This window comes from Vibrio ruber DSM 16370 (assembly GCF_900163965.1).
GTDB classification, from domain to species: Bacteria; Pseudomonadota; Gammaproteobacteria; order Enterobacterales; family Vibrionaceae; genus Vibrio; species Vibrio ruber.
On the sequence record NZ_FULE01000046.1, the window covers coordinates 32,517 to 51,995 of the forward strand.

General features: G+C 46.6%; 20 protein-coding genes and 1 pseudogene. 12 read left to right on the plus strand and 9 right to left on the minus strand.

The features are described 5' to 3' along the window. Nucleotide 1: 1 nt before the first annotated feature. The 3 genes from VR7878_RS16085 to VR7878_RS16095 are packed head-to-tail and all read right to left on the minus strand — an operon-like array spanning nucleotide 2 to nucleotide 2,425. On the minus strand, nucleotides 2-478 hold the full coding sequence (locus VR7878_RS16085) for a DUF4381 domain-containing protein (protein WP_077337064.1): 477 nt from the start codon (nucleotides 476-478) through the stop codon (nucleotides 2-4). After that, nucleotides 479-1,420: a DUF58 domain-containing protein gene (locus VR7878_RS16090; RefSeq protein ID WP_077337065.1), complete on the minus strand. Its 942-nt coding sequence runs from the start codon at nucleotides 1,418-1,420 to the stop codon at nucleotides 479-481. Between the two features lie 45 nt (nucleotides 1,421-1,465). After that, nucleotides 1,466-2,425 (minus strand): AAA family ATPase, encoded by a 960-nt coding sequence (locus tag VR7878_RS16095; RefSeq protein ID WP_077337066.1) that lies wholly within the window; start codon nucleotides 2,423-2,425, stop codon nucleotides 1,466-1,468. Nucleotides 2,426-2,614: 189 nt separating this feature from the next. Here VR7878_RS16095 and VR7878_RS20905 point away from each other — a divergent pair, with 189 nt between their 5' ends. From VR7878_RS20905 to VR7878_RS16110, 4 genes are all read left to right on the plus strand, one after another. Continuing rightward, nucleotides 2,615-2,818: a hypothetical protein gene (locus tag VR7878_RS20905; RefSeq protein ID WP_139344120.1), complete on the plus strand. Its 204-nt coding sequence runs from the start codon at nucleotides 2,615-2,617 to the stop codon at nucleotides 2,816-2,818. Nucleotides 2,819-2,854: 36 nt separating this feature from the next. Next, entirely contained in the window at nucleotides 2,855-4,771 is a 1,917-nt protein-coding gene (locus VR7878_RS16100) for a methyl-accepting chemotaxis protein (RefSeq protein ID WP_077337067.1), read from the plus strand. Between the two features lie 313 nt (nucleotides 4,772-5,084). Beyond that, a complete protein-coding gene (locus tag VR7878_RS16105) occupies nucleotides 5,085-5,285 on the plus strand; it encodes a restriction endonuclease subunit S (protein ID WP_077337068.1) in 201 nt (66 codons plus the stop codon). A gap of 153 nt (nucleotides 5,286-5,438) precedes the next feature. Beyond that, entirely contained in the window at nucleotides 5,439-6,650 is a 1,212-nt protein-coding gene (locus VR7878_RS16110; RefSeq protein ID WP_077337069.1) for an amino acid aminotransferase, read from the plus strand. Between the two features lie 29 nt (nucleotides 6,651-6,679). On the opposite strand, the gene VR7878_RS16115 is transcribed toward VR7878_RS16110, so the two are convergent. Then, complete coding sequence (locus tag VR7878_RS16115; RefSeq protein ID WP_077337070.1) at nucleotides 6,680-7,342, minus strand: DsbA family oxidoreductase; 663 nt, start codon at nucleotides 7,340-7,342, stop codon at nucleotides 6,680-6,682. A gap of 559 nt (nucleotides 7,343-7,901) precedes the next feature. On the opposite strand from VR7878_RS16115, the gene pepT reads away from it, so the two are divergent. Together pepT and VR7878_RS16125 are read left to right on the plus strand one after the other, a co-directional pair. After that, the gene (gene pepT, locus VR7878_RS16120; RefSeq protein ID WP_077337142.1) at nucleotides 7,902-9,131 is read left to right on the plus strand and encodes a peptidase T; all 1,230 of its coding nucleotides are present in this window, start codon (nucleotides 7,902-7,904) and stop codon (nucleotides 9,129-9,131) included. Between the two features lie 282 nt (nucleotides 9,132-9,413). Beyond that, nucleotides 9,414-10,292 (plus strand): mechanosensitive ion channel family protein, encoded by an 879-nt coding sequence (locus tag VR7878_RS16125; protein WP_077337071.1) that lies wholly within the window; start codon nucleotides 9,414-9,416, stop codon nucleotides 10,290-10,292. 2 nt (nucleotides 10,293-10,294) lie between these two features. Here VR7878_RS16125 and norR read toward each other — a convergent pair whose 3' ends face one another. Both norR and VR7878_RS16135 read right to left on the minus strand, forming a co-directional pair. Next, nucleotides 10,295-11,893 carry a nitric oxide reductase transcriptional regulator NorR gene (gene norR, locus VR7878_RS16130; protein ID WP_077337072.1) on the minus strand — a complete coding sequence of 533 codons (1,599 nt, stop codon included), beginning with the start codon at nucleotides 11,891-11,893 and terminating at the stop codon, nucleotides 10,295-10,297. A gap of 235 nt (nucleotides 11,894-12,128) precedes the next feature. After that, nucleotides 12,129-12,338, minus strand: a complete 210-nt coding sequence (locus VR7878_RS16135; protein WP_027694422.1) for a cold-shock protein — start codon at nucleotides 12,336-12,338, stop codon at nucleotides 12,129-12,131. Between the two features lie 381 nt (nucleotides 12,339-12,719). On the opposite strand from VR7878_RS16135, the gene VR7878_RS16140 reads away from it, so the two are divergent. The 5 genes from VR7878_RS16140 to VR7878_RS16160 all read left to right on the plus strand — a co-directional run bounded on the left by VR7878_RS16140 (nucleotide 12,720) and on the right by VR7878_RS16160 (nucleotide 16,701). Further along, nucleotides 12,720-12,923, plus strand: a complete 204-nt coding sequence (locus VR7878_RS16140) for an alternative ribosome-rescue factor A (protein WP_077337073.1) — start codon at nucleotides 12,720-12,722, stop codon at nucleotides 12,921-12,923. Nucleotides 12,924-13,379: 456 nt separating this feature from the next. Next, the gene (locus VR7878_RS16145; RefSeq protein ID WP_077337074.1) at nucleotides 13,380-13,619 is read left to right on the plus strand and encodes a hypothetical protein; all 240 of its coding nucleotides are present in this window, start codon (nucleotides 13,380-13,382) and stop codon (nucleotides 13,617-13,619) included. Nucleotides 13,620-13,746: 127 nt separating this feature from the next. Beyond that, complete coding sequence (locus tag VR7878_RS16150) at nucleotides 13,747-14,751, plus strand: response regulator (protein ID WP_077337075.1); 1,005 nt, start codon at nucleotides 13,747-13,749, stop codon at nucleotides 14,749-14,751. 2 nt (nucleotides 14,752-14,753) lie between these two features. Next, a complete protein-coding gene (locus VR7878_RS16155) occupies nucleotides 14,754-15,194 on the plus strand; it encodes a PAS domain-containing protein (RefSeq protein WP_077337076.1) in 441 nt (146 codons plus the stop codon). Between the two features lie 31 nt (nucleotides 15,195-15,225). Beyond that, complete coding sequence (locus tag VR7878_RS16160; protein WP_077337077.1) at nucleotides 15,226-16,701, plus strand: NAD(P)H-hydrate dehydratase; 1,476 nt, start codon at nucleotides 15,226-15,228, stop codon at nucleotides 16,699-16,701. A 95-nt stretch (nucleotides 16,702-16,796) separates the two neighbouring features. Here VR7878_RS16160 and VR7878_RS16165 read toward each other — a convergent pair whose 3' ends face one another. After that, nucleotides 16,797-17,366 carry an outer membrane beta-barrel protein gene (locus VR7878_RS16165; protein WP_083960870.1) on the minus strand — a complete coding sequence of 190 codons (570 nt, stop codon included), beginning with the start codon at nucleotides 17,364-17,366 and terminating at the stop codon, nucleotides 16,797-16,799. A gap of 508 nt (nucleotides 17,367-17,874) precedes the next feature. On the opposite strand from VR7878_RS16165, the gene VR7878_RS16170 reads away from it, so the two are divergent. Next, nucleotides 17,875-18,921, plus strand: a complete 1,047-nt coding sequence (locus tag VR7878_RS16170) for a GMP reductase (protein ID WP_077337079.1) — start codon at nucleotides 17,875-17,877, stop codon at nucleotides 18,919-18,921. A 138-nt stretch (nucleotides 18,922-19,059) separates the two neighbouring features. Here the strand turns inward: VR7878_RS16170 and VR7878_RS21115 are convergent, their stop codons facing one another. Both VR7878_RS21115 and VR7878_RS21415 read right to left on the minus strand, forming a co-directional pair. Beyond that, nucleotides 19,060-19,200 carry a hypothetical protein gene (locus VR7878_RS21115; protein WP_159440485.1) on the minus strand — a complete coding sequence of 47 codons (141 nt, stop codon included), beginning with the start codon at nucleotides 19,198-19,200 and terminating at the stop codon, nucleotides 19,060-19,062. A 23-nt stretch (nucleotides 19,201-19,223) separates the two neighbouring features. Beyond that, nucleotides 19,224-19,422, minus strand: a pseudogene (locus tag VR7878_RS21415) (transposase); the annotation flags it as partial. Nucleotides 19,423-19,479 lie beyond the last annotated feature (57 nt).

The following is a 19,479-nucleotide window of genomic DNA, read 5'->3' on the forward strand; positions in this document are numbered from 1 at the left end:
ATTATCTCCTTCTTCTTCTCTTTGGCGGCAAGGCTTCCTGTACCCAAGTCAGGCAGTCATCAATCAGATGTTGTTGGGATGGTTCTGATTTTAATTTTTGATACAGCACCTTTTGCCACAGGGATTCATTGGGAATAAACAGGGGTTTATTGATTTGCTCGTCTAAAAATGCATACCAGTCATGTCCGGTTAAATGAGCAATTTCCTGACGCGGGAAGTAGCTCAGACACGCTTGTCTGACCAACTCCATGGCATCGGACGGGGTGACATGGGCATGTGAAGATTGCAGTAACCGTAACGCAACTTTTTTCGGAGCCATACGTCTGCGTTTCCACACAATGAGCCAAGTGATCAGCAATATCATGACGATCACACATCCGATGAGGCTTAGCCAACCCCAGGCCAGCGGCCACCATGAGGGGGCGTCCGGCAGGTGCAGGGGCTGAAGGTCAAGTAAATCTGAAATCGATTGTGCCATTTAATAACTTCCGGATAGTTGTTTCAGCAAAGGTGAATCACTTGAAAGCCGGGTATAGGGAATCCCTAAAGACCGACTGAGTAATTCTAGCCTATCTTTCTGAGATTCAAAGGCTTTTCTGATTCCTGCCCGGGTATGCTTTGCTGAAAAATTAAGCCACCGACTTTGTTGTTGGTCAGCGACGAATTCAATACCACGAAAATCAGTATCACCCCGCTCGAGGGGATCATAAATATGGATCAGTCGCACCTGATTATGTCGGCGGAGCTGATTAAATTGCGGTTTGAGATCATCATCATAACGGGTGTAATCACTGATCAGAATTACTTCACTGCCCTTGGGTGATAAGCGGTTTAAGGCGGTCAGGCTGTCTGACATTGAAGAAGCTGCCACGCCATTGGTGTTTGCTGAGACCTCAGTCTGGCTGAGTTGTAACTGTTCTTTCTGGCCGTCGATAATTTTTTGCAGGAGTGCCAGTACGCTGGGTTGATGGCTTTTGGGTTTTATCTCGATCAACCGGTGTCCCAAATCGATCAGGGCACCACACCGATCTTTCTGGGCAAGAGACATCCATGCGAGTAACGCTGCCATATGAGCCGCTTGAACCGATTTCAGGAGTAAACGTGACCCCATATGCATGGTGGCACTCAAATCAATATAGAGAATTACTGGTTTTTCCCGCTCTTCGCTGAAAAGCTTGGTGTGCGTTTTACCGGTCCGGGCTGTTACCCGCCAGTCGATGGTGCGGATATCGTCACCGGGCTGGTAGCGGCGCACTTCGGAAAAATCCATCCCGCGACCCAATTTGCGACTCTGATATTGTCCCGACATGGTTGACCACAGGCTTTTAGCCGGTGGTAACCAAGCGGCACAGTGCTGTTTATAAACCAGCAACTCTTCCAGACATAAAGTGACGCCATTACTATAAGCAGGCAGTTCCATCCCTATCCCTCATCGTTTTTGCTGAATCATGATGTTCCGGTGTCATCAGGCACTGCCGACCAGAGACAAAATATGATTGATAATCTGATTCGGATGAATGCCTTCGGCTTGTGCCTGATAGCTCAGCAGCAGACGGTGACGTAATACCGGGAAGGCCATGCTTTGAACATCTTCAGGGCTGACGAAATCGCGTCCGGCAAGCCACGCACTCGCGCGCGCGCAGCGATCCAGTGCAATCGTTGCCCGGGGGCTGACGCCCATTTCGAGCCACTGTTTGAGTTTGTCGTCATATTTCTCCGGCTGGCGGGTTGCCATGACCAGACGCACGATATATTGCTCGATACTTTCCGCCATATGGATGTCCAGCACCGCTTGGCGGGCACTGAAAATATCTTCCTGAGAGAGTTTTTCCGGCTGTTGTGGTTTTACGCCTTGTGCTTCACCGCGGTTGAGTCGCAGAATCGCCAGCTCACTTTCTGCATCGGGATAATCAACATGAAGGTGGAGTAAAAAACGGTCCAGCTGCGCTTCAGGTAGCGGATAGGTGCCTTCTTGTTCAATCGGGTTTTGGGTTGCCATGACCAAAAAAAGTTTGGGGAGTGCGTAGGTTTTTCGCCCGGCAGTCACCTGACGTTCAGCCATGGCTTCGAGCATGGCGGCTTGTACTTTAGCCGGAGCACGGTTAATTTCATCAGCGAGCAGCAGTGAATGAAACACCGGACCGGGCTGAAACTGGAATTCCCCCGTTTCCGGGCGGAAGATATCCGTACCGGTTAAATCGGCGGGGAGCAGATCCGGTGTGAACTGAACCCGGTGAAAAGAGCCTTCGATAGAATCGGCCAATGATTTGATCGCTCTTGTTTTCGCCAGCCCCGGCGGGCCTTCAACCAAAATATGTCCATCGGCCAGCAAAGCGACCAACACCTGTCTCACCAGTGCTTCCTGACCAATAACCTGACTGTTTAAGTAGTGTTGTAACTGTTGAAAAGCGGTTGCAGATTGCATGACCCGTATTGCTCCAATTTTTGGGATTGATAAAAAATTTGTTGTGATGGTTCAACGACTTCTCGATTAGTTTTACAAACGTCAGAAAAGTTCACTTTTACCCACGAACGGTTGCTGCCGTGATGCCGGTATATCGGCTCAAAACAAATGATAAAAGTATTACGTATGCCATTCACTATTGCTTAGGCGATGAAGTATACTACGCGGCTGATATCTGTCGGGGCAATGCCCGCACCGCAGATTTCGGCCAGAATCTATGTACTTTGGGGAGGTATTGCACCGTATGTCGCTGATAATTTCAACCTCAAAGTCGGAATGATGAATAAGCCCGTTGTCCGTTTTGTAATGATTCAATTGTATCGTGGTGTTATTCGATACCCGTATAGTAAGTAATTCCGGGGCAACCGGGAAAGCAATAAGGCAGTCAATATGTTGTTTTTTAATGCAGTGAGTATAAAAAAGAAAGTGATATGGAGTATGGCATTTGCCGTACTTGCCTCGACGATGATCGTCGGTGGAATTGCCCAGTACCAATCGAGAGACGTGCTGGAACATCGGCTGGTGGATATTGAACTGCCATCGTTTTTAGATGGGATTCGCCATCAGATTGACCGGGATGTTTCTGAGTTACTGTTGGCAGCAGAGCAGCTTGCCAATAATGAATTTGTCAAAGCAACGATTGATACGACCGACATTGACCCAAAGTCAGAAAAAGTATTGATTCAGCAACTGAACAATCTCAAACAGCAATACCATCTGAATGATGCTTCTGTTGCAAACCGCAAAACCGCCTATTACTGGAACCAAAATGGGTTCTTACGTCAGCTCAATCATCAACAAGATCAATGGTTCTATCAGTTTGTCGCTTCCGGAAAACCGACGATGGTGAGTATGTTTCAGGAGCCGAATGGTGATGTGAAGATGTTTGCTAATTACCAGTCGGCTGAGAGTGGCACTTTATCCGGCATGTCAAAATCGATGGATGATATGGTGCGCTTGCTGAACGGGTTCCGGATCGAAGACTCTGGTTTTGTGTTCCTGACTGATGCGCAAGGCAACGTGAAAATTCATCCGGACAAGGCGCAGGCGGCTAAAAAATTGTCGGCTCTTTATGGTGCCGAGGCTTCAGTATTACTTGGTAAGGATGGCTTTCATCTGATTGAGACTCAGTATCAAGGTGAGGCGGTCTTTGTCGCCAGTGAATACATTCCATCCATGCACTGGTATGTGATTGCATCGGTACCGAAGCGTGAAGTTTATGCAGAGATGAATCAGGCCGCGCAAAATATGATGCTGAGTACAGTCGTGATTGCTGCGCTGTTTATTTTTATGAGTGTGCTGCTGGCAAACAGTATTACCAAACCGATTCGACAGATTGCAGCCCGCTTTACCGCACTGGGTAAAGGTGACGGTGATCTTTCCCAGCGTATTGAGATCGTGGGTAACGACGAAATTACTCAGCTTTCGGTCGGCTTTAATGATTTTATCGCGAAAATTCATCAATCGATGCAGGAAGTCGCATCAACGAGCCGGACTTTGTCGCATGAATCCCAGGTGGTCGCAGAGAAAGCCCACTTGACACATGATAACAGCCAGAGTCAGCGTGATCAGACTATCCAGGTCGTCACTGCCATGAATGAGATGGGAGCAACCATCAGTGAAATCGCATCGAATGCCGCCGTTGCGGCTTCAACTGCCAACGATGCATCGGTGAGTAGTGATGCAGGTCAGGTTGTGGTCAATCAGGCCAAAGATGCCATTCATCGCTTGGCTGAAGATATGCAGAAATCGACGCAAGTGGTTGAAAAACTGGCTGCAACAACGCAGGAAATTGGGTCGATTCTGGCGGTGATTCATGAGATTTCCGATCAGACTAACTTACTGGCGCTGAATGCTGCGATTGAGGCGGCCCGGGCAGGAGAGCAGGGACGAGGTTTTGCCGTCGTGGCTGAAGAAGTCCGTAATCTGGCTGGCCGGACTGCGGCTTCAACGGAGCAGATTCAAGTGATGATGACTCAGTTGAAAAATGATTCGAGCAATGCTGTACAGGCGATGAATGCCGGGCAAGAGAGAACGCAAGAAGGGGTCGCGGCGGCTGAAAGTACGGTGGAACAATTACGCCAGATTTCGGAGCGAATTTACGAAATCACCGACAGGAATACGCAGGTGGCGACAGCCACAGAAGAGCAATCTGTGGCGGTGCAGAGTATCAATGAGAACATTGAAGAAATTAACGCAATTAACGAACTGACGACCACGGCCTCAGAGGAGCTGGCAGAAGCCAGCCGCGAACTGAAAAACCTTTCAGAACGGTTGGATCATTTAGTCGGTGGTTTCAGACTCTAATGGGTTCCCCTGGCCGTTATGAGAGTAACGTACAGGGGGACAGACAGGCTTCACCGTACGTTGAAATTGATTTGCGTTGTAATTACAGATCAGTGAACACAGATTAGTGAAGCCGGAGCAATCTGAGCACTGTGTTATTCTGAACACAATGTTATTCTGAGCACAGTGTTATTGCTGAAGTGTACAGCCATATGTGTTACTGAGAGCGTCGGACCGGGTGGTGGAATCGTATCGATCCGCGGCTGGAGCATTTATTGAGAGCAGTGTACACTCGCAAAAAGTTAGTCTGTTAAGATATAAGCAGAGGTGATGTATGAACGATTTTGAACAAGAGCTCGCTGCATTGGCAGAGCAGGATGGCGCTCAGGAAGAAGCGAAGCTGCCTTCTTTGGATGAACAGAAAGCCATTGTCGCAAAGCTGAAAGAGTTAGAAGCAAAAGGGGAGCTGACACCGGAAGTGTTAGAAGAATATTTCGGTCAGTTTGCCGCAGATGCGGGGGTTCCGGTTCACTAAATAAACCGCGCCTGCCTGAACGGGTTATCTGGTCATTCCGGTCATTCGTTCAATGATAACTTTAATAGAACAAATATAACTGAGAATCGCTGACAGGACAGCTCCCCTATCAAGTCTGACTGTCAGCTTTATTGCCAATACAGGAGAAGTCACGTGTTTCATCATATTACCCCTTATGCCGGGGATCCGATTCTGTCCCTTATGGAAGCGTTTATGGCGGATAACCGTCCGGATAAAGTGAACTTAAGTATTGGCCTTTATTATGACGAAGCCGGTCAGATCCCAACTCTGCCGAGTGTTCGTTTAGCAGAGCAAGCGTGGTTCTCCGCAGATAAAGAACCTTGTATTTATTTGCCGATGGAAGGGATTGCTGATTATCGTCAGGCGGTTCAAACCTTGGTGTTTGGTGCAGAACACCGGGCTCTCGGTGAAAAGCGAGTTGCTACCATCCAGACATTGGGTGGCTCCGGGGCACTGATGATTGGCGCTGACTTCTTGCATCGTTATTTTCCTGAGTCAACTGTATGGGTAAGCAACCCAACATGGGAAAATCATAATGCAATTTTTGAAGGGGCAGGTTTTACTGTCGGTAGTTACCCGTATTTTGATCCTGAAACGCGGTTGCTGGATTTCAGCGGCATGATTCAGGCTCTATCGCAATTGCCGGCCAAAGATATCGTGCTGCTACATCCTTGTTGTCATAACCCGACGGGGGTTGATTTAACACCACAGCAGTGGGATCAGGTGATCGATATCATCGAATCTCGTCAATTGATTCCGTTTTTCGATATGGCTTATCAGGGGTATGGCGAAGATAGCGATCAGGATGCTTATGTTATCAGAGCCTTGGCTGAGCGGACATCGGTTTCATTTTTTGTCAGTAACTCGTTTTCAAAGATCTTTTCGCTGTACGGTGAGCGAGTCGGTGGTTTGTCGGTTGTTTGTCGTGATGCGCAAGAAACCGTCAATGTACTGGGACAATTGAAAGCAACCGTTCGGCGTAACTATTCCAGCCCGGCAAAACACGGTGCGGTACTGGTCTCTCGGGTGCTTAACGATCCTGCGTTAAATACACAGTGGCACGCAGAAGTAACGGCCATGCGTGAGCGGATTGCTGCGATGCGACATCAGTTGCATCAGCGTCTGCAGACCTTGTGTCCGGCGCAGGATTTTGATTTTCTGATTCAGCAAAAAGGGATGTTCAGTTATACCGGTTTCTCTGTCGAGAGCGTTCACACACTACGTCAGCAGCATGGTATCTACCTGATTGATAGCGGGCGGATGTGTCTGGCTGGGTTGAATGAACATAACCTTGAGCAAGTTGCGCAGGCATTTGCAGCTGTGGCAGCGACTCTCGCCAGCTAAGCTTCATTATAATAAACGCGGTGCAGTGTTTAATGGAGTGACGGGAGTGTGTCTGCTAATCCGTCGATTGTTTGGTGGAGCTCGGTGATCGGCCGGGCGCCACACAACAAAATGTGTTGTTCGATAATCATGGCCGGCACCGCTTGTATACCGGCCTCAAGCCATTGTTGCTCTGTTTGCACCACCGCAGATGACCATCCCGGATCAGCGAGCACCCGCTGACAATCCCGGCGATCTAACCCCTGAGCAACTGCGATATCGAGTAATATATCGGTATCGTCCATTGCTTTTCCTTCCTGAAAATAAGCCAGAAAGAGTGCTTTTTGAAATGAGGTCTGTTGTTGACTACGCGCTGCCCACATCATTAACTGATGTGCTTTACGCGTATTATAAATACGCATATCCGCAGTAAACTGAAAATCAATGCCCAATTCGTTACCGAGCTCAGTGAGTTTTTGCTGACTCTGTCGGCGCTGTTTTGCGGTCATTTGATATTTTGTCTGTAGATGCTGGTTAAGTATTTCACCGCCTGCTGGCAAGGTGGGGTTGAGTTCGAAAGGATGCCAGTGAATCTCAGGCTGGAGCTGTTTATCCGCACTGAGCTGCCCGAGAACTTTCTCCAATCGTGTATAACCAATGAAGCACCATGGACAGACAACATCCGATAAAATGTCGATTCGCAGCTTCTTCATCGAGACTCTCCACAACCCTACCGATGCTCTCTAGTATACCGATGATTTTATGTTCAAATCGAGTCGTTTACTTAACAAGATGATATGAAAATGATGCAAAAAAGTGATCATAATGTAGCTTGTTCGCGTGTGTCAGCGTAGCGAGAGTGTTTGGTTGTCATAAAATATGATCGAAAGGGCTAAAGAAAAATACCTCTCGGGCGATAAGCAACGAGAGGCATAAATGGCGCGTTTATATGTGTTAAGCGAAGGGAACTTTGAGTTACTTTAAATCTAGTTGACGATGGGGGATTCGGCAAATTTATTTGTCGGATATTTTTGTTTTTTATCTAACTTACTGTTATTGGATGATTATTTTTAATCATGATTACTGAAATCATCATGTTAAATCTGATAGATAGTTTGAGTCAGGTCAGGTATTAACGAGATTGATGAGATTGAATGCGTAAAAACTGATTTACAACAACATCTTGCTGGACGGGGCACCCTAGTATGAAAAACGCCATATCTGATGGCAACACTGTGGGGTGTTCGTTCTTTAACCAGTGAGAGTTATGTTATGGAAAGTCTGATAGATCGCTTTCTGCACTATGTGTCATTTGATACACAATCCAATCCATACCGGAGCCGCTGTCCAAGCACGTCCGGGCAGAAAAAATTGGCGCAGGCAATATATGAGGAATTGCAGGCACTTGGGCTCAGTGATGTAACGCTGGATGCTCATGGTTATGTCATGGCTAAACTGCCGGCAAATGTTGACGGCGTACCACCAATCGGATTTATTGCGCATCTGGATACGTCGCCGGATGCTTCAGGTAAAAAAGTCGTGCCTCAGATTGTTGAAAACTATCAGGGGGGTGACATCGCATTAGGGCGGGGCGATGAAGTGTTGTCTCCGATCCAATATCAAGAGTTACACCAGTTGCATGGGTACAATCTAATCACCACTGATGGGAATACGCTTTTAGGCGCTGATGATAAGGCTGGTGTTGCCGAGATTATCACTGCCATGAAAGTGTTGCTGGAACATCCGGATATTCCTCATGGTGAGCTCTGTATTGCTTTTACTCCTGATGAAGAAATTGGCCGGGGAGCCGATCTGTTTGACGTCGAAAAATTCGGGGCTCAGTGGGCTTATACGGTTGATGGCGGACCGGTTGGTGATCTGGAATATGAGAACTTTAATGCGGCAACGGCACATGTCACCTGTTATGGCGTTTCAGTTCATACCGGAACTGCAAAAGGCAAGCTGGTCAATGCTATGAACATTGCGGCTCAATTCCAGATGATGATGCCCTCTGATGAGACGCCGGAGAATACCGAAGGGTATCAAGGTTTTTACCATTTATCCTCAGCGAATATGGGCATTGCCCGTAGTGAGTTGATTTATCTGCTGCGAGACTTTGATCAACAAGGGTTAGAGCGTAGAAAAGCGCAGATGAAAGATCGGGTGGAAACACTCAATCATCAATTACATCGAGGCCGGGTCGAACTCGAGATTACGGATAGTTATGCCAATATGAAGCAGGTTATTGCATCCAATCCACATATTATTGATATCGCCAAAGACGCAATGATCGATTTGGGCATTCAGCCGCAAATCAAACCGATTCGTGGTGGTACGGATGGTGCGCAGCTTTCTTTCAAAGGGTTACCTTGTCCGAATTTATTTACCGGTGGTTATAATTTTCACGGGATCCATGAATTTGTCACCATTGAAGGGATGGAACAGGCGGTAAAAGTCATTGTAAAAATAGCAGAGAAAACCGCACTGGCTTATCGTGGATAAGTGAGGATCAACGTACAGTATCATTATGATTTATTGACCCTTTGAGATGCCTTCGTCTTTTGAAGTGTGTCAGTTGTTTCGGGTTTATTACTCTACATTATGAAAAAACTCAGATAAACTTGCAGTCATTATATCGCCCCAAATCATCAATAAGGTTGAGCAGTCCCAATCAGTTGATTGCTCCAGACTAAAAGTTTGTTTCTTATTGATGATTGGGATACGCATACAGAGTCTTAAAAAAATCAGTTCTGTTTTTGTGATGTTTGGTTGTGAGAGAGATGCATGGACTATGTAAACAACGTGCTAGATTATCTGTTGTCCCATAAGCTGCTGTTTAGTGTCATTATTGTTGGTTTTATTCTGCTGATTCGCCGCAGTGCGCTTGCGCTGATCCGGGGCGATGGGGCATTTATTACCGAAAAACAGCGTAAGTGGATGTCTCAGACTAAAAACGGTACGTTCGCTACGCTGTTAGTTATCGGTTTTTTCTTGTGGAAAGAAGAGATCAATGAGTTTGCCTTATCAGTGACTGCGATTGCGGTTGCGATTGTTGTGGCATCAAAAGAGATTATTCTATGCTTTACCGGTTCGATTCAGCGGGCGAGCTCTCGCTCTTTCCGTATTGGCGACTGGATTGAAGTCGGTTCGTTATGTGGTGAAGTCATCGAGCACAATATGATGGCAACCGTGATCCAAGAGATTGACTTGGGTGGTGGTCTTTACCATTACACCGGAAAAACCGCAACGCTCCCCAATAGTATGTTTTTTACCTATCCGGTGAAAAACCTGAACTTTATGAAGCGCTATGTCTTCCACAATTTCGAAATCGTGGTGCGAGACTTCGTGAATTTATATACCATTCTTCCCCAATTCCGGAAGCGAATCGAAGTCCATTTTGAGCATTTTATTGAAGTCGCACGTCGTTATAATCTGATGATTGAGAAACATGCCGGTGTCGATTTGCCGGGTGCGGATCCGGTGATCCATATTAGCAGTACCGCAACTGGCGAACAGAAAGTCCATGTGATGATTTTCTGCCCGACAGAGCGGGCTCACGAGCTGGAACAGTTGATCCGGGCTGACTTTATGGCCGTTTATGATGAGCATTTCTCTCATCAAGGTGAACGAAATCAGCTACATGATGTATCTGATATCACCTGATGTCACATCTCCAGCTTGTGAGTTTTCTTGACCTGAATCCCTAACCGCTTTGCTAACCGGGTCAAATTGGCCCGATCTGTTTGGAGCAATCTGGCTGCCTGAGCCCAGTTATAATCTGACTGAATCAACGCCTCTTTGACCAGTTGTCGCTGAAAATCATCGGTTGCCTGCCGCAGGCCACCACTTATAGGGACATGTGAAGAGGTTGTCGTTTCAGAACTGTCTGATGTCTCTGGCGTATTAATGGGCAAGCTTTCTAAAACGCCCACATCCGTTAATGTAATCGTGGTTAAGGCTTGCTGCGGTTGACTGGCTCTGGCTTTTAGCGCTGCCCGATTAATCACATGCTCCATTTCCCGGACATTCCCCGGCCAGTTGTATTGAATCAGGTAATCAAGGACATCTTGTGCCAGTTTTAGGTGAGTCATGCCTAGCTTTCTTCTGGCTTGTTCAAGGAAGTAACCTGCCAGCAGGCTGACATCACCTTTGCGTTCCCGAAGCGGTGGGACATGAATCGGATACACACTGAGACGGTGATATAAATCGGCCCGAAAGCGACCCGCTTCAACCTCTTGTTTCAAATCGCGGTTCGTCGCAGCAAGCACCCGGACATCAATATGTTGGACACGATCCTGGCCGACGGGCTGAATCTCATTATTTTGTAAGGCTCTCAGTAGCTTACTTTGAGCGGCAAGTGGGAGTTCTCCAATTTCGTCAAGAAAGAGAGTGCCTTCATGGGCCAGCGCAAATTTACCGAGTCGGTTTCTGTCTGCACCGGTAAATGCGCCTTTGATGTGACCGAACAATTCACTTTCAATCAGGTTTTCCGGGATTGCAGCACAGTTGACATACACTAGTGGTTGCCGTTTTCTGGCTGACAGATGGTGTATCCGTCTGGCAACCAATTCTTTACCGACCCCGGTTTCACCGAAAATCAGGATATTAAAATCCGATGAAGCGACAACGTCTATCTCATCATGCATCGATTGCATCACACGACTGGTGCCGATGATATCGCTGCGGTCTCTTTCCCAACCTTCCTCATTGAGCTCTTGCAGTCGTTGTTGGGTCTGACGGGCTTGTGTTTCTAACTGAGAAAAGGTCAGCGCCATTTTCAGCGTTGATGCGGCAATCGCGGAAAGCACTTTTAGGTGGCGTGCCGGGATATGGGTAAAGACACCCGTTTCCAGACTATCTAAAGTGAGTACACCGAGTAATTTTTCATCAAAAATCAGTGGTAACCCCATACAGGAGTGAATCGGGACATCACCGTCGTGATGCAGGAGTAGTCCATCGAATGGGTCGGGAAGGGCGCAATCGGCATCAAACCGAACTGCTTGGCGGGCACTGCAAATTTGTTGAAAACGAGGATGTTCGTCGATAATAAAACGCCGTCCGAGGGTGTCTTTGGTCAAGCCTTGCATGGCCAGAGGAATCAGCGTGTCTCCTTGGCGGGACATCAGCGCCACACAATCACAGGGAATGATTTTGCGGATGGTTTCCAGCAGGCGGTTAAATCGATTTTCATCATTGAGACCACTGGCAAGATCTATGGTCATTTCAGCGAGCGTTGACAGCGTTGTGATCGAAAAATTTTGCATAAGATGGCGGCAGTTTTTTGTTCATTTTAATCGCTAAACGAGCGGATGAGAAGGGCGAACCCATAACTGTGACAGTATGATGGTGTCAGGCTAAGATGTTGACTGAAGTGGAGATGAATGAACATCCAATCATAGGAAATATGCGAAACGGTTCATGAAACCAAAAAGCTTGAGACAAAAAATTAGCCAGCATACAACGCTGGCTATTTTTAAAGATTCTTGCCTATATGTTTAATTATAGGACTTTGATGTTTTCAGCTTGAGGGCCTTTCTGTCCTTGTGAAATCACAAACTCAACAGTTTGACCTTCAGCTAAGGTACGGAAACCGTCGCCTTGGATCGCGCTGAAGTGAGCAAAAACATCGGGACCATTTTCTTGTTGGATGAAACCAAAACCTTTAGTTTCGTTGAACCACTTTACAGTGCCAGTCACTGTGTTAGACATAATATATTCCTGGTAAATCAAAGTAAAACTAAGCCGATACCGGCCATTCTAGCGTGGAAAAGTAGATTGCTATTGCGTACAGAACGACCGGGGAGTTACAAAAATCCAACAAGACGTTATGGTAAACAAAGAACTGCTTCCTAGCCTTAGGTGAGTGTAGAGTAATCCTGAGGGTTGTCAATCAAATATTACGGCGAAACGTAAATGTGGCTGATATTTTTGATCGTTTTAGATTTTACTGAGATTTTATTTTCATTGTTACATTATTATTTTTAATGCAGTCATAAAAAACATTTTTTTACTTTTAACGAATTGACATGTCAATACAATGACTCACAATACGTTGCTTTTTTATTCACCACTATAAGAGAAGTGTTTCAAATGAAAAGAGAAAAGAGAAATAAAAACGCCAATCAGTCTCATGAAGTTGAGATTCAACGCGGTACGATTACGGATAATGCACTGAAAGCACTGGTCACCAGTCCGGTGTTTAAAATGCGGGTCGAAAAACCGAAAAAAGGTAAAGGAAGCTTTCAGCGCAAAGCAAAACATCAGGTGCGGGAGCCCTACTCAAAAGCTGCATAACGTTGCTTTTGAATAGAGTTTCTTCACCGTTGTTTAGGGGCTGTTGATCTTTCGTGATGGTTTTTGCAGCAATTTGTCTCGCATTTAGTCAAGGCAGGTCATGTGAAGTGTAGCGATCTACATGAACCATGACCTAACGCTGGATAAATGAGCGACAAATGCTGCCCAGAGGGTTCATCTGAACGTGTCTTGCTCTTTGTTGCGGGTCATTTGCTTAGGATAGCTAAGCGGCATGCCCCGCGCCGCGATCAATACCCGTTCAGATTGAACAAAATTCAACCACGAAAGGTCAACAGCCCCTAGTATATAGAACACAGTGAATGGTGAATTCTTTCAATAGGCTACATTTCAATAGGCTATAGTTGAGAAAAGAAGCAGTGTGAAGGACACGCGACATTGCTTCTTTTCTGTCATATTGCGTTTTCGCTACCTTTTAGATCCGAAAAGGGGTTCAACATGGTCGTTACACTCTTTTGGCTGGAAAAATTACTGCTGACTCTGGGAATCATTCTGATTGTGATGAGTATGATTCGTTATGGGAGAAGAAGTCAGGATTGGCGTGGCGTTGCTACAATGTTCTTTAAACGTATTCCAATGACAATTGAAGAGTATCGTCGTTATCGTTTTGGTGTGGCATTGGTTGTGTTGGCGGTACTACTGCGGATTGTCACGCTGACATTATGGCCGACAGTATAAGCTGAATAAGCTGAGCCTTGAGGTCACAAAACGCATAAAGATTTGTTTGTTCTTCATCACTTTGTGCCTGTAGATGTTGAATTCCCGTATACACTTTGAATGATAAAAGAAAAAGGTAAGGCCGATTATGGCGTTTTCAGTATTAATATGTGATGACTCTGCGTTAGCAAGAAAGCAAATTGCGAGATCATTACCAGCCTTCCTCAATGCTGAGGTTCATTTTGCAGTTCATGGCTTAGATGCGTTGGAACAGCTCAAACAGCAATCGTTTCAGTTAATGTTTTTAGATTTAACGATGCCAGAGCTGGATGGTTTCGGTACCTTGGAAGCAATGCAAAAGATGGCTGATACCACACCGGTTATCGTTGTTTCCGGTGATATTCAGCCTAAAGCGCAAGAGCGGGTACTCGGTCTGGGAGCCAAAGCGTTTATCCAAAAACCGATTGCCGCAGATGTACTGAAAAAAGTGCTCAGTGAGTTAATTGAGCCTCCTAGCCAGCCGACGGTTGTGACCCCCAGTCAGATCGAATATCCGATCCTGAAACGGCGCGATATTTACATGGAAGTCGCCAATGTCTCTATTGGCCGGGCTGCTGATGCTCTCGCGCGTTACTTTGATGTGTTTGTCGAACTACCATTGCCCAATGTCAATATCTTTGAAGTCAGTGAACTTCATATGGCACTGCGAGATTTGGTCGATAATGATCAGGTTTCCGGGGTTTGTCAGGGCTTCAGTGGGGAAGGGATTGCCGGTGAAGCATTGGTGCTTTTAAGTGATTCCAGTGTTTCTGAACTGAAACGATTGATGAATATTCCCGCAGAAAGTGATGACTTAGAAGAGCTCGAACTCTTAATGGATGTGTCTAACATTCTGGTGGGATCATTTCTGAACGGGCTCGGCGAACAGGCCGAGATTCGTTTTTTCCAAAGCTCCCCCGTATTACTCGGGCAACATATTCCGATTGAATCGGTGATCCGCTCGACTGCGGGTTCGTTCAAGAAAACGATGACCTTTGAAGTCAGTTACAACATTGAAGGCACTGCTATTCGTTGTGATCTGCTCTTTATGTTTGTCGATGAGTCTCTACCGCTGCTGGATAATAAACTGGCCTACCTGATGGAGGATTTGTAGTCATGAGCCTGCCTGCTGAATTTGAACAGTTTCACTGGATGGTGGATATGGTTCAAAACGTTGATCTTGGACTGATCGTGATTGATAAAGACTATAAAATTCAGGTCTGGAACGGCTTTATGACTCACCATAGTGGCAAACAGCCACATGAAGTGATTGGTCATACGTTGTTTGAGGTGTTTCCTGAAATCCAACCCGATTGGTTTAAACTAAAAACGAAACCAGTTTACCATCTCGGTTGTCGTAGTTTTATCACTTGGCAACAACGACCCTATTTATTTAAGTGCCGTAATGTCCGTCCTGTGACGCAACAGTGTGAGTTTATGTATCAGAATGTCACTCTTAATCCGATGAGAACACCGACCGGTGCGGTGAATTCAGTTTTTCTGTCGATTCAGGATGCAACCGCAGAGGCACTGATAGCTCAGCGATGTGAGTGTTAGATTCTCAATTAAAACGATAAAGAATTCTCCCATGACGATGACGAATGTTTTTTATTCGACCCAACAGGTTCGTATTGGTGAACACAAAGCGGCAAGTGCCAAAGGGCTGGAAATGTACAGTCTGATGGAACGTGCCGGACAAGCGGTTTTTGCGATTGGGATGGCACAGTATCCCAGTTCTGAACACTGGCTAATCTGTTGTGGTGGTGGCAACAATGGCGGTGACGGTTATATTGTTGCCAGTTTGGCGAAGTCGATCGGATTGTATGTGACGGTCTGGCAAGTTGGTGACCCCGAGTCGCTGACCGGTGATGCCCGGATGGCCTACGAACATTGGCAAAATCATGGGGGAAATGTCTCAGAGCCTCAAGATCGCATCCCTGAGAGTGTCGATGTGGTGATTGATGCCTTACTCGGGACGGGGCTTAGTGGCGTAGTCCGGCCGGGAATGCTCTCATTGATTGAAACCATCAATCAAAGTATGAAACCCGTGATTGCCGTTGATATTCCCTCCGGCTTGTGTGGTGATACCGGTAGTGTCCTTGGCGGAGCGATCGTAGCAAAACATACCGTCAGTTTCATTGGCTTGAAACAGGGACTGGTGACCGGAAAAGCGCGGGAATATGTCGGAGAACTTCATTTTGCCGGTTTGGGCGTAGAAGATGCGTTCGATCAACAGAATCACCCGACAGTAAGAGCAATCCACACCAAAACGCCGGGACAGATGTTACCCAAACGTTTTGCCACGTCACATAAAGGGACGCATGGCAAAGTATTACTCATCGGTGGTAATGACGGGATGGGGGGCGCGATTATCTTAGCATCGATGGCTGCAGCCAGGTGCGGAGCGGGGATGACAGCGGTTTTATGCCATCCACATAATGTGACGCCGTTATTGGTGAGCGCCCCGGAGGTGATGAGTGCTTGCTGGGATAAGGCACAGGCGATTGAACGACGGTTATCATGGTGTGATGTACTGGCCGTCGGGCCGGGACTTGGGCGAGATGAAACTGCTTTTGCTATCTATCAGGCGGTTCATCGCATCGAAAAACCGAAAGTCGTTGATGCCGATGGGCTGTATTTTTTAATGCAGCAACCGGATCAAGATCCACTACGGGTAATTACGCCACATCCGGCGGAAGCTGCTCAACTATTGCAAGTTTCAGTCGAGGAGATTGAAGCGGATCGATATGCCAGTGTACAGGCACTGCATCGTCAATATGGCGGCGTTGTGGTACTGAAAGGCGCGGGAACTTTGGTATATGACGGCAAGCAAATCTCGGTTTGTATGGCCGGAAACCCCGGTATGGCGAGTGCCGGTATGGGAGATGTGCTGACAGGGGTGATCACATCATTGATTGCGCAGGGGTTACCTTTGGTCGAAGCCACCCAACTCGGGGTTCTCATTCACAGTATGGCAGCCGATCAAAACTCACAATCGTATGGTGAACGGGGGCTGCTTGCCAGTGACTTACTGTCCCATTTGCGCCAGTTAGTCAACCACTGAATCCTATATTGCTCACTAAAATACCAGTCTCATCCCATCAAAATTGTCGTCATCGGGTCATACCTGTATTTTTTTAGCCACGATGACGATTCCGGTCAAAAGCGATAATGGGTTCCCAGCAGGAATATCGGGCTCGTGACAGCATCTTGTTCCTGCTCCTGATAAGAAATCTCAAAATTCAGTTCTAATCCGGAGGTGAGCCCTGATGGAATTGTGGCTCCGAGGGTAAAATAAGGCGCAATATTTTTCGATTCGATGTTCGGTAGTGATGTCGTAATCCCCGGATTATTGCCAGCTCTTGTGAAACTCAACCCGCCTTTTGCGTATATCCAAGCAACATCGAATACGGTGTGCTGAATGACGGCACCACCAAATACTTCCTGATAATACAACGTGGGCTGATGAGGAAACTGTGAAGAGAGTGACGCCATTTGGTCTGGATGATCAGTATTTTTGGCATAACCTAAATCAAAGCCAATAGTTGATGTCAGATTATAGTTATAACCGTACTGTGTTACCCAAGCATCTTCCGTACCTGTATGTTTGGATTTTGTGATGCCGGCGCTTTGATAAAAATAGTTTGCATCCGGTCCGGCAACCGCCCGAACAGGCATCATACTGAGTAGAACTAACACTGCAATAATCAGAGAAATGGTCGATTCCATCCTGCACTCCATGCGATCTCTGAGGTGATTTTATCGGTATTTATTCTTATGGAGGCGGTTATGAGAAAGTCAAAGAGGGAGAAAACCTGCCAGCGTTTTTTAACTGTAGCAAATTCGGATGCTATATGCTGCGTTGATGGTGGAAATTTGTATGTTTTTTACGCAGGGCGCACAAAAGTTTATGTGAATGATGTAATAGTGTGAAAGTGGTAAGAATAGCCAATGAAAGACATAAGTATAATTAGGTGTAACTCATTGATTATGAAGCTAAAATGGTAATTGTTTTTGCTGTTTTACAGGTATGCAATCTCTCAGAGGGTAGCATAAAAAAAAGCATAATATCAGTCTTGCAGGAAATAAAGTGATGCCTATAATGCTGAAAACCGGAGCGTCTGCCAACGCTCCGGTTTTTTTGTGTCCGATAATCAGAGAAACTGGCGTCTGCCAACGTCAGATTCGTCGCACTGCGAAATTGAGGCACAAGGTGAATCAATTAAGGAAAAGATAAATGCGTATCGAACAAGAATTAAAATTGGGCTTTAAAGATGTATTGTTTCGGCCGAAACGTTCTACTCTGAAAAGTCGTTCCCAAGTTAATTTAACCCGCGAGTTTACCTTCAAGCATAGTGGGCGTCAATGGTGTGGCGTGCCCGTCATTGCTGCCAATATGGACTCAGTCGGTAGTTTCGGCATGGCTGAGGCTTTGGCGAAATATGATGTCATCACGGCGATTCACAAGCACTACTCGTTACAAGAGTGGCAAGCATTTGTGCAGGCTGCGGATGCCGAGACGCTCAAGCATGTGATGGTCTCTACCGGGACATCTGATGCTGATTTTACCAAAATGCAGGACACTCTTGCCTTGAGTGACGACTTGATGTTTGTTTGCATCGATATTGCCAACGGCTATTCGGAGCACTTGGTCGAGTTTGTGGAACGGGTTCGCAGCGCCTTACCGGACAAAGTTATTGTCGCCGGAAATGTTGTGACCGGTGATATGACTGAAGAACTGATCCTTGCCGGAGCAGATATCGTCAAAGTCGGTATCGGCCCCGGTTCAGTCTGTACCACCCGGGTCAAGACCGGTGTCGGTTATCCGCAATTGTCGGCCATTATTGAATGTGCTGATGCTGCTCACGGTTTAGGTGGTCAGATTATCGGTGACGGTGGCTGTACCTGCCCGGGAGATGTGTCAAAAGCATTCGGTGGCGGTGCTGATTTCGTGATGCTCGGCGGCATGCTGGCCGGACACAAAGAATCCGGTGGCGACATTGTCGTCAAAGACGGGGAAAGTTATGTAAAATTTTACGGGATGTCCTCGAAAAGTGCGATGGACAAATATGCCGGAGGCGTTGCGCAGTATCGCGCTGCAGAAGGCAAAACCGTGTTACTCCCTTACCGGGGCAGTGTTGAAGATACCATTCAGGATATTCTCGGTGGCGTGCGCTCCACCTGTACCTACGTCGGTGCCGCCAACCTGAAAGAACTCACCAAGCGCACCACATTTATCCGCGTTCGGGAACAAGAGAATAACGTGTTTGGCAAGGAGTCGTGAAACAGCTTGTTGATTGGTGTTGAAACAACCATAAAGTGATAATTACAGCTATATCTTGAAATTACTACAGCCCCTAGTGATGTCTGTTTATGACAACTTCATAAAGGGGCTGTTCATTCACCATCAACACGTTCACTTTCAATCACATCGGGCTGCACGATTGGTTTTTGTTGTGAGTATAGGAACCAGAATGAGATGGCTGGTTCTTTGCCACTCTTCGCGATTTTCGCCGTCAAAGATTTCTTTTAACCGTTCTGGTTCTGCAAAACTAATATTCATGATATTTATTGACTCATAATTTATTGTATTCGTTGTTGCTCGGGAGTTAGGGCTTTTGACGTAGGAGTGTAGCCCCCACGTTCCGCTTCTAGCTGCTGAACCCACTTTCGAATAAATAGTATTTTCATGGACATAAACAGCTCTTCCAACTTCTGAACAACTGTAACCCGGCTCGACAACAAAGCTGGCTGCATCATGTTTAAATTCCGGACTGAATGACCGGAGTCAACAACAACAAGTGTTTAAAGCGTGGCAATGGAAGAAAGGTGTGACTAATGA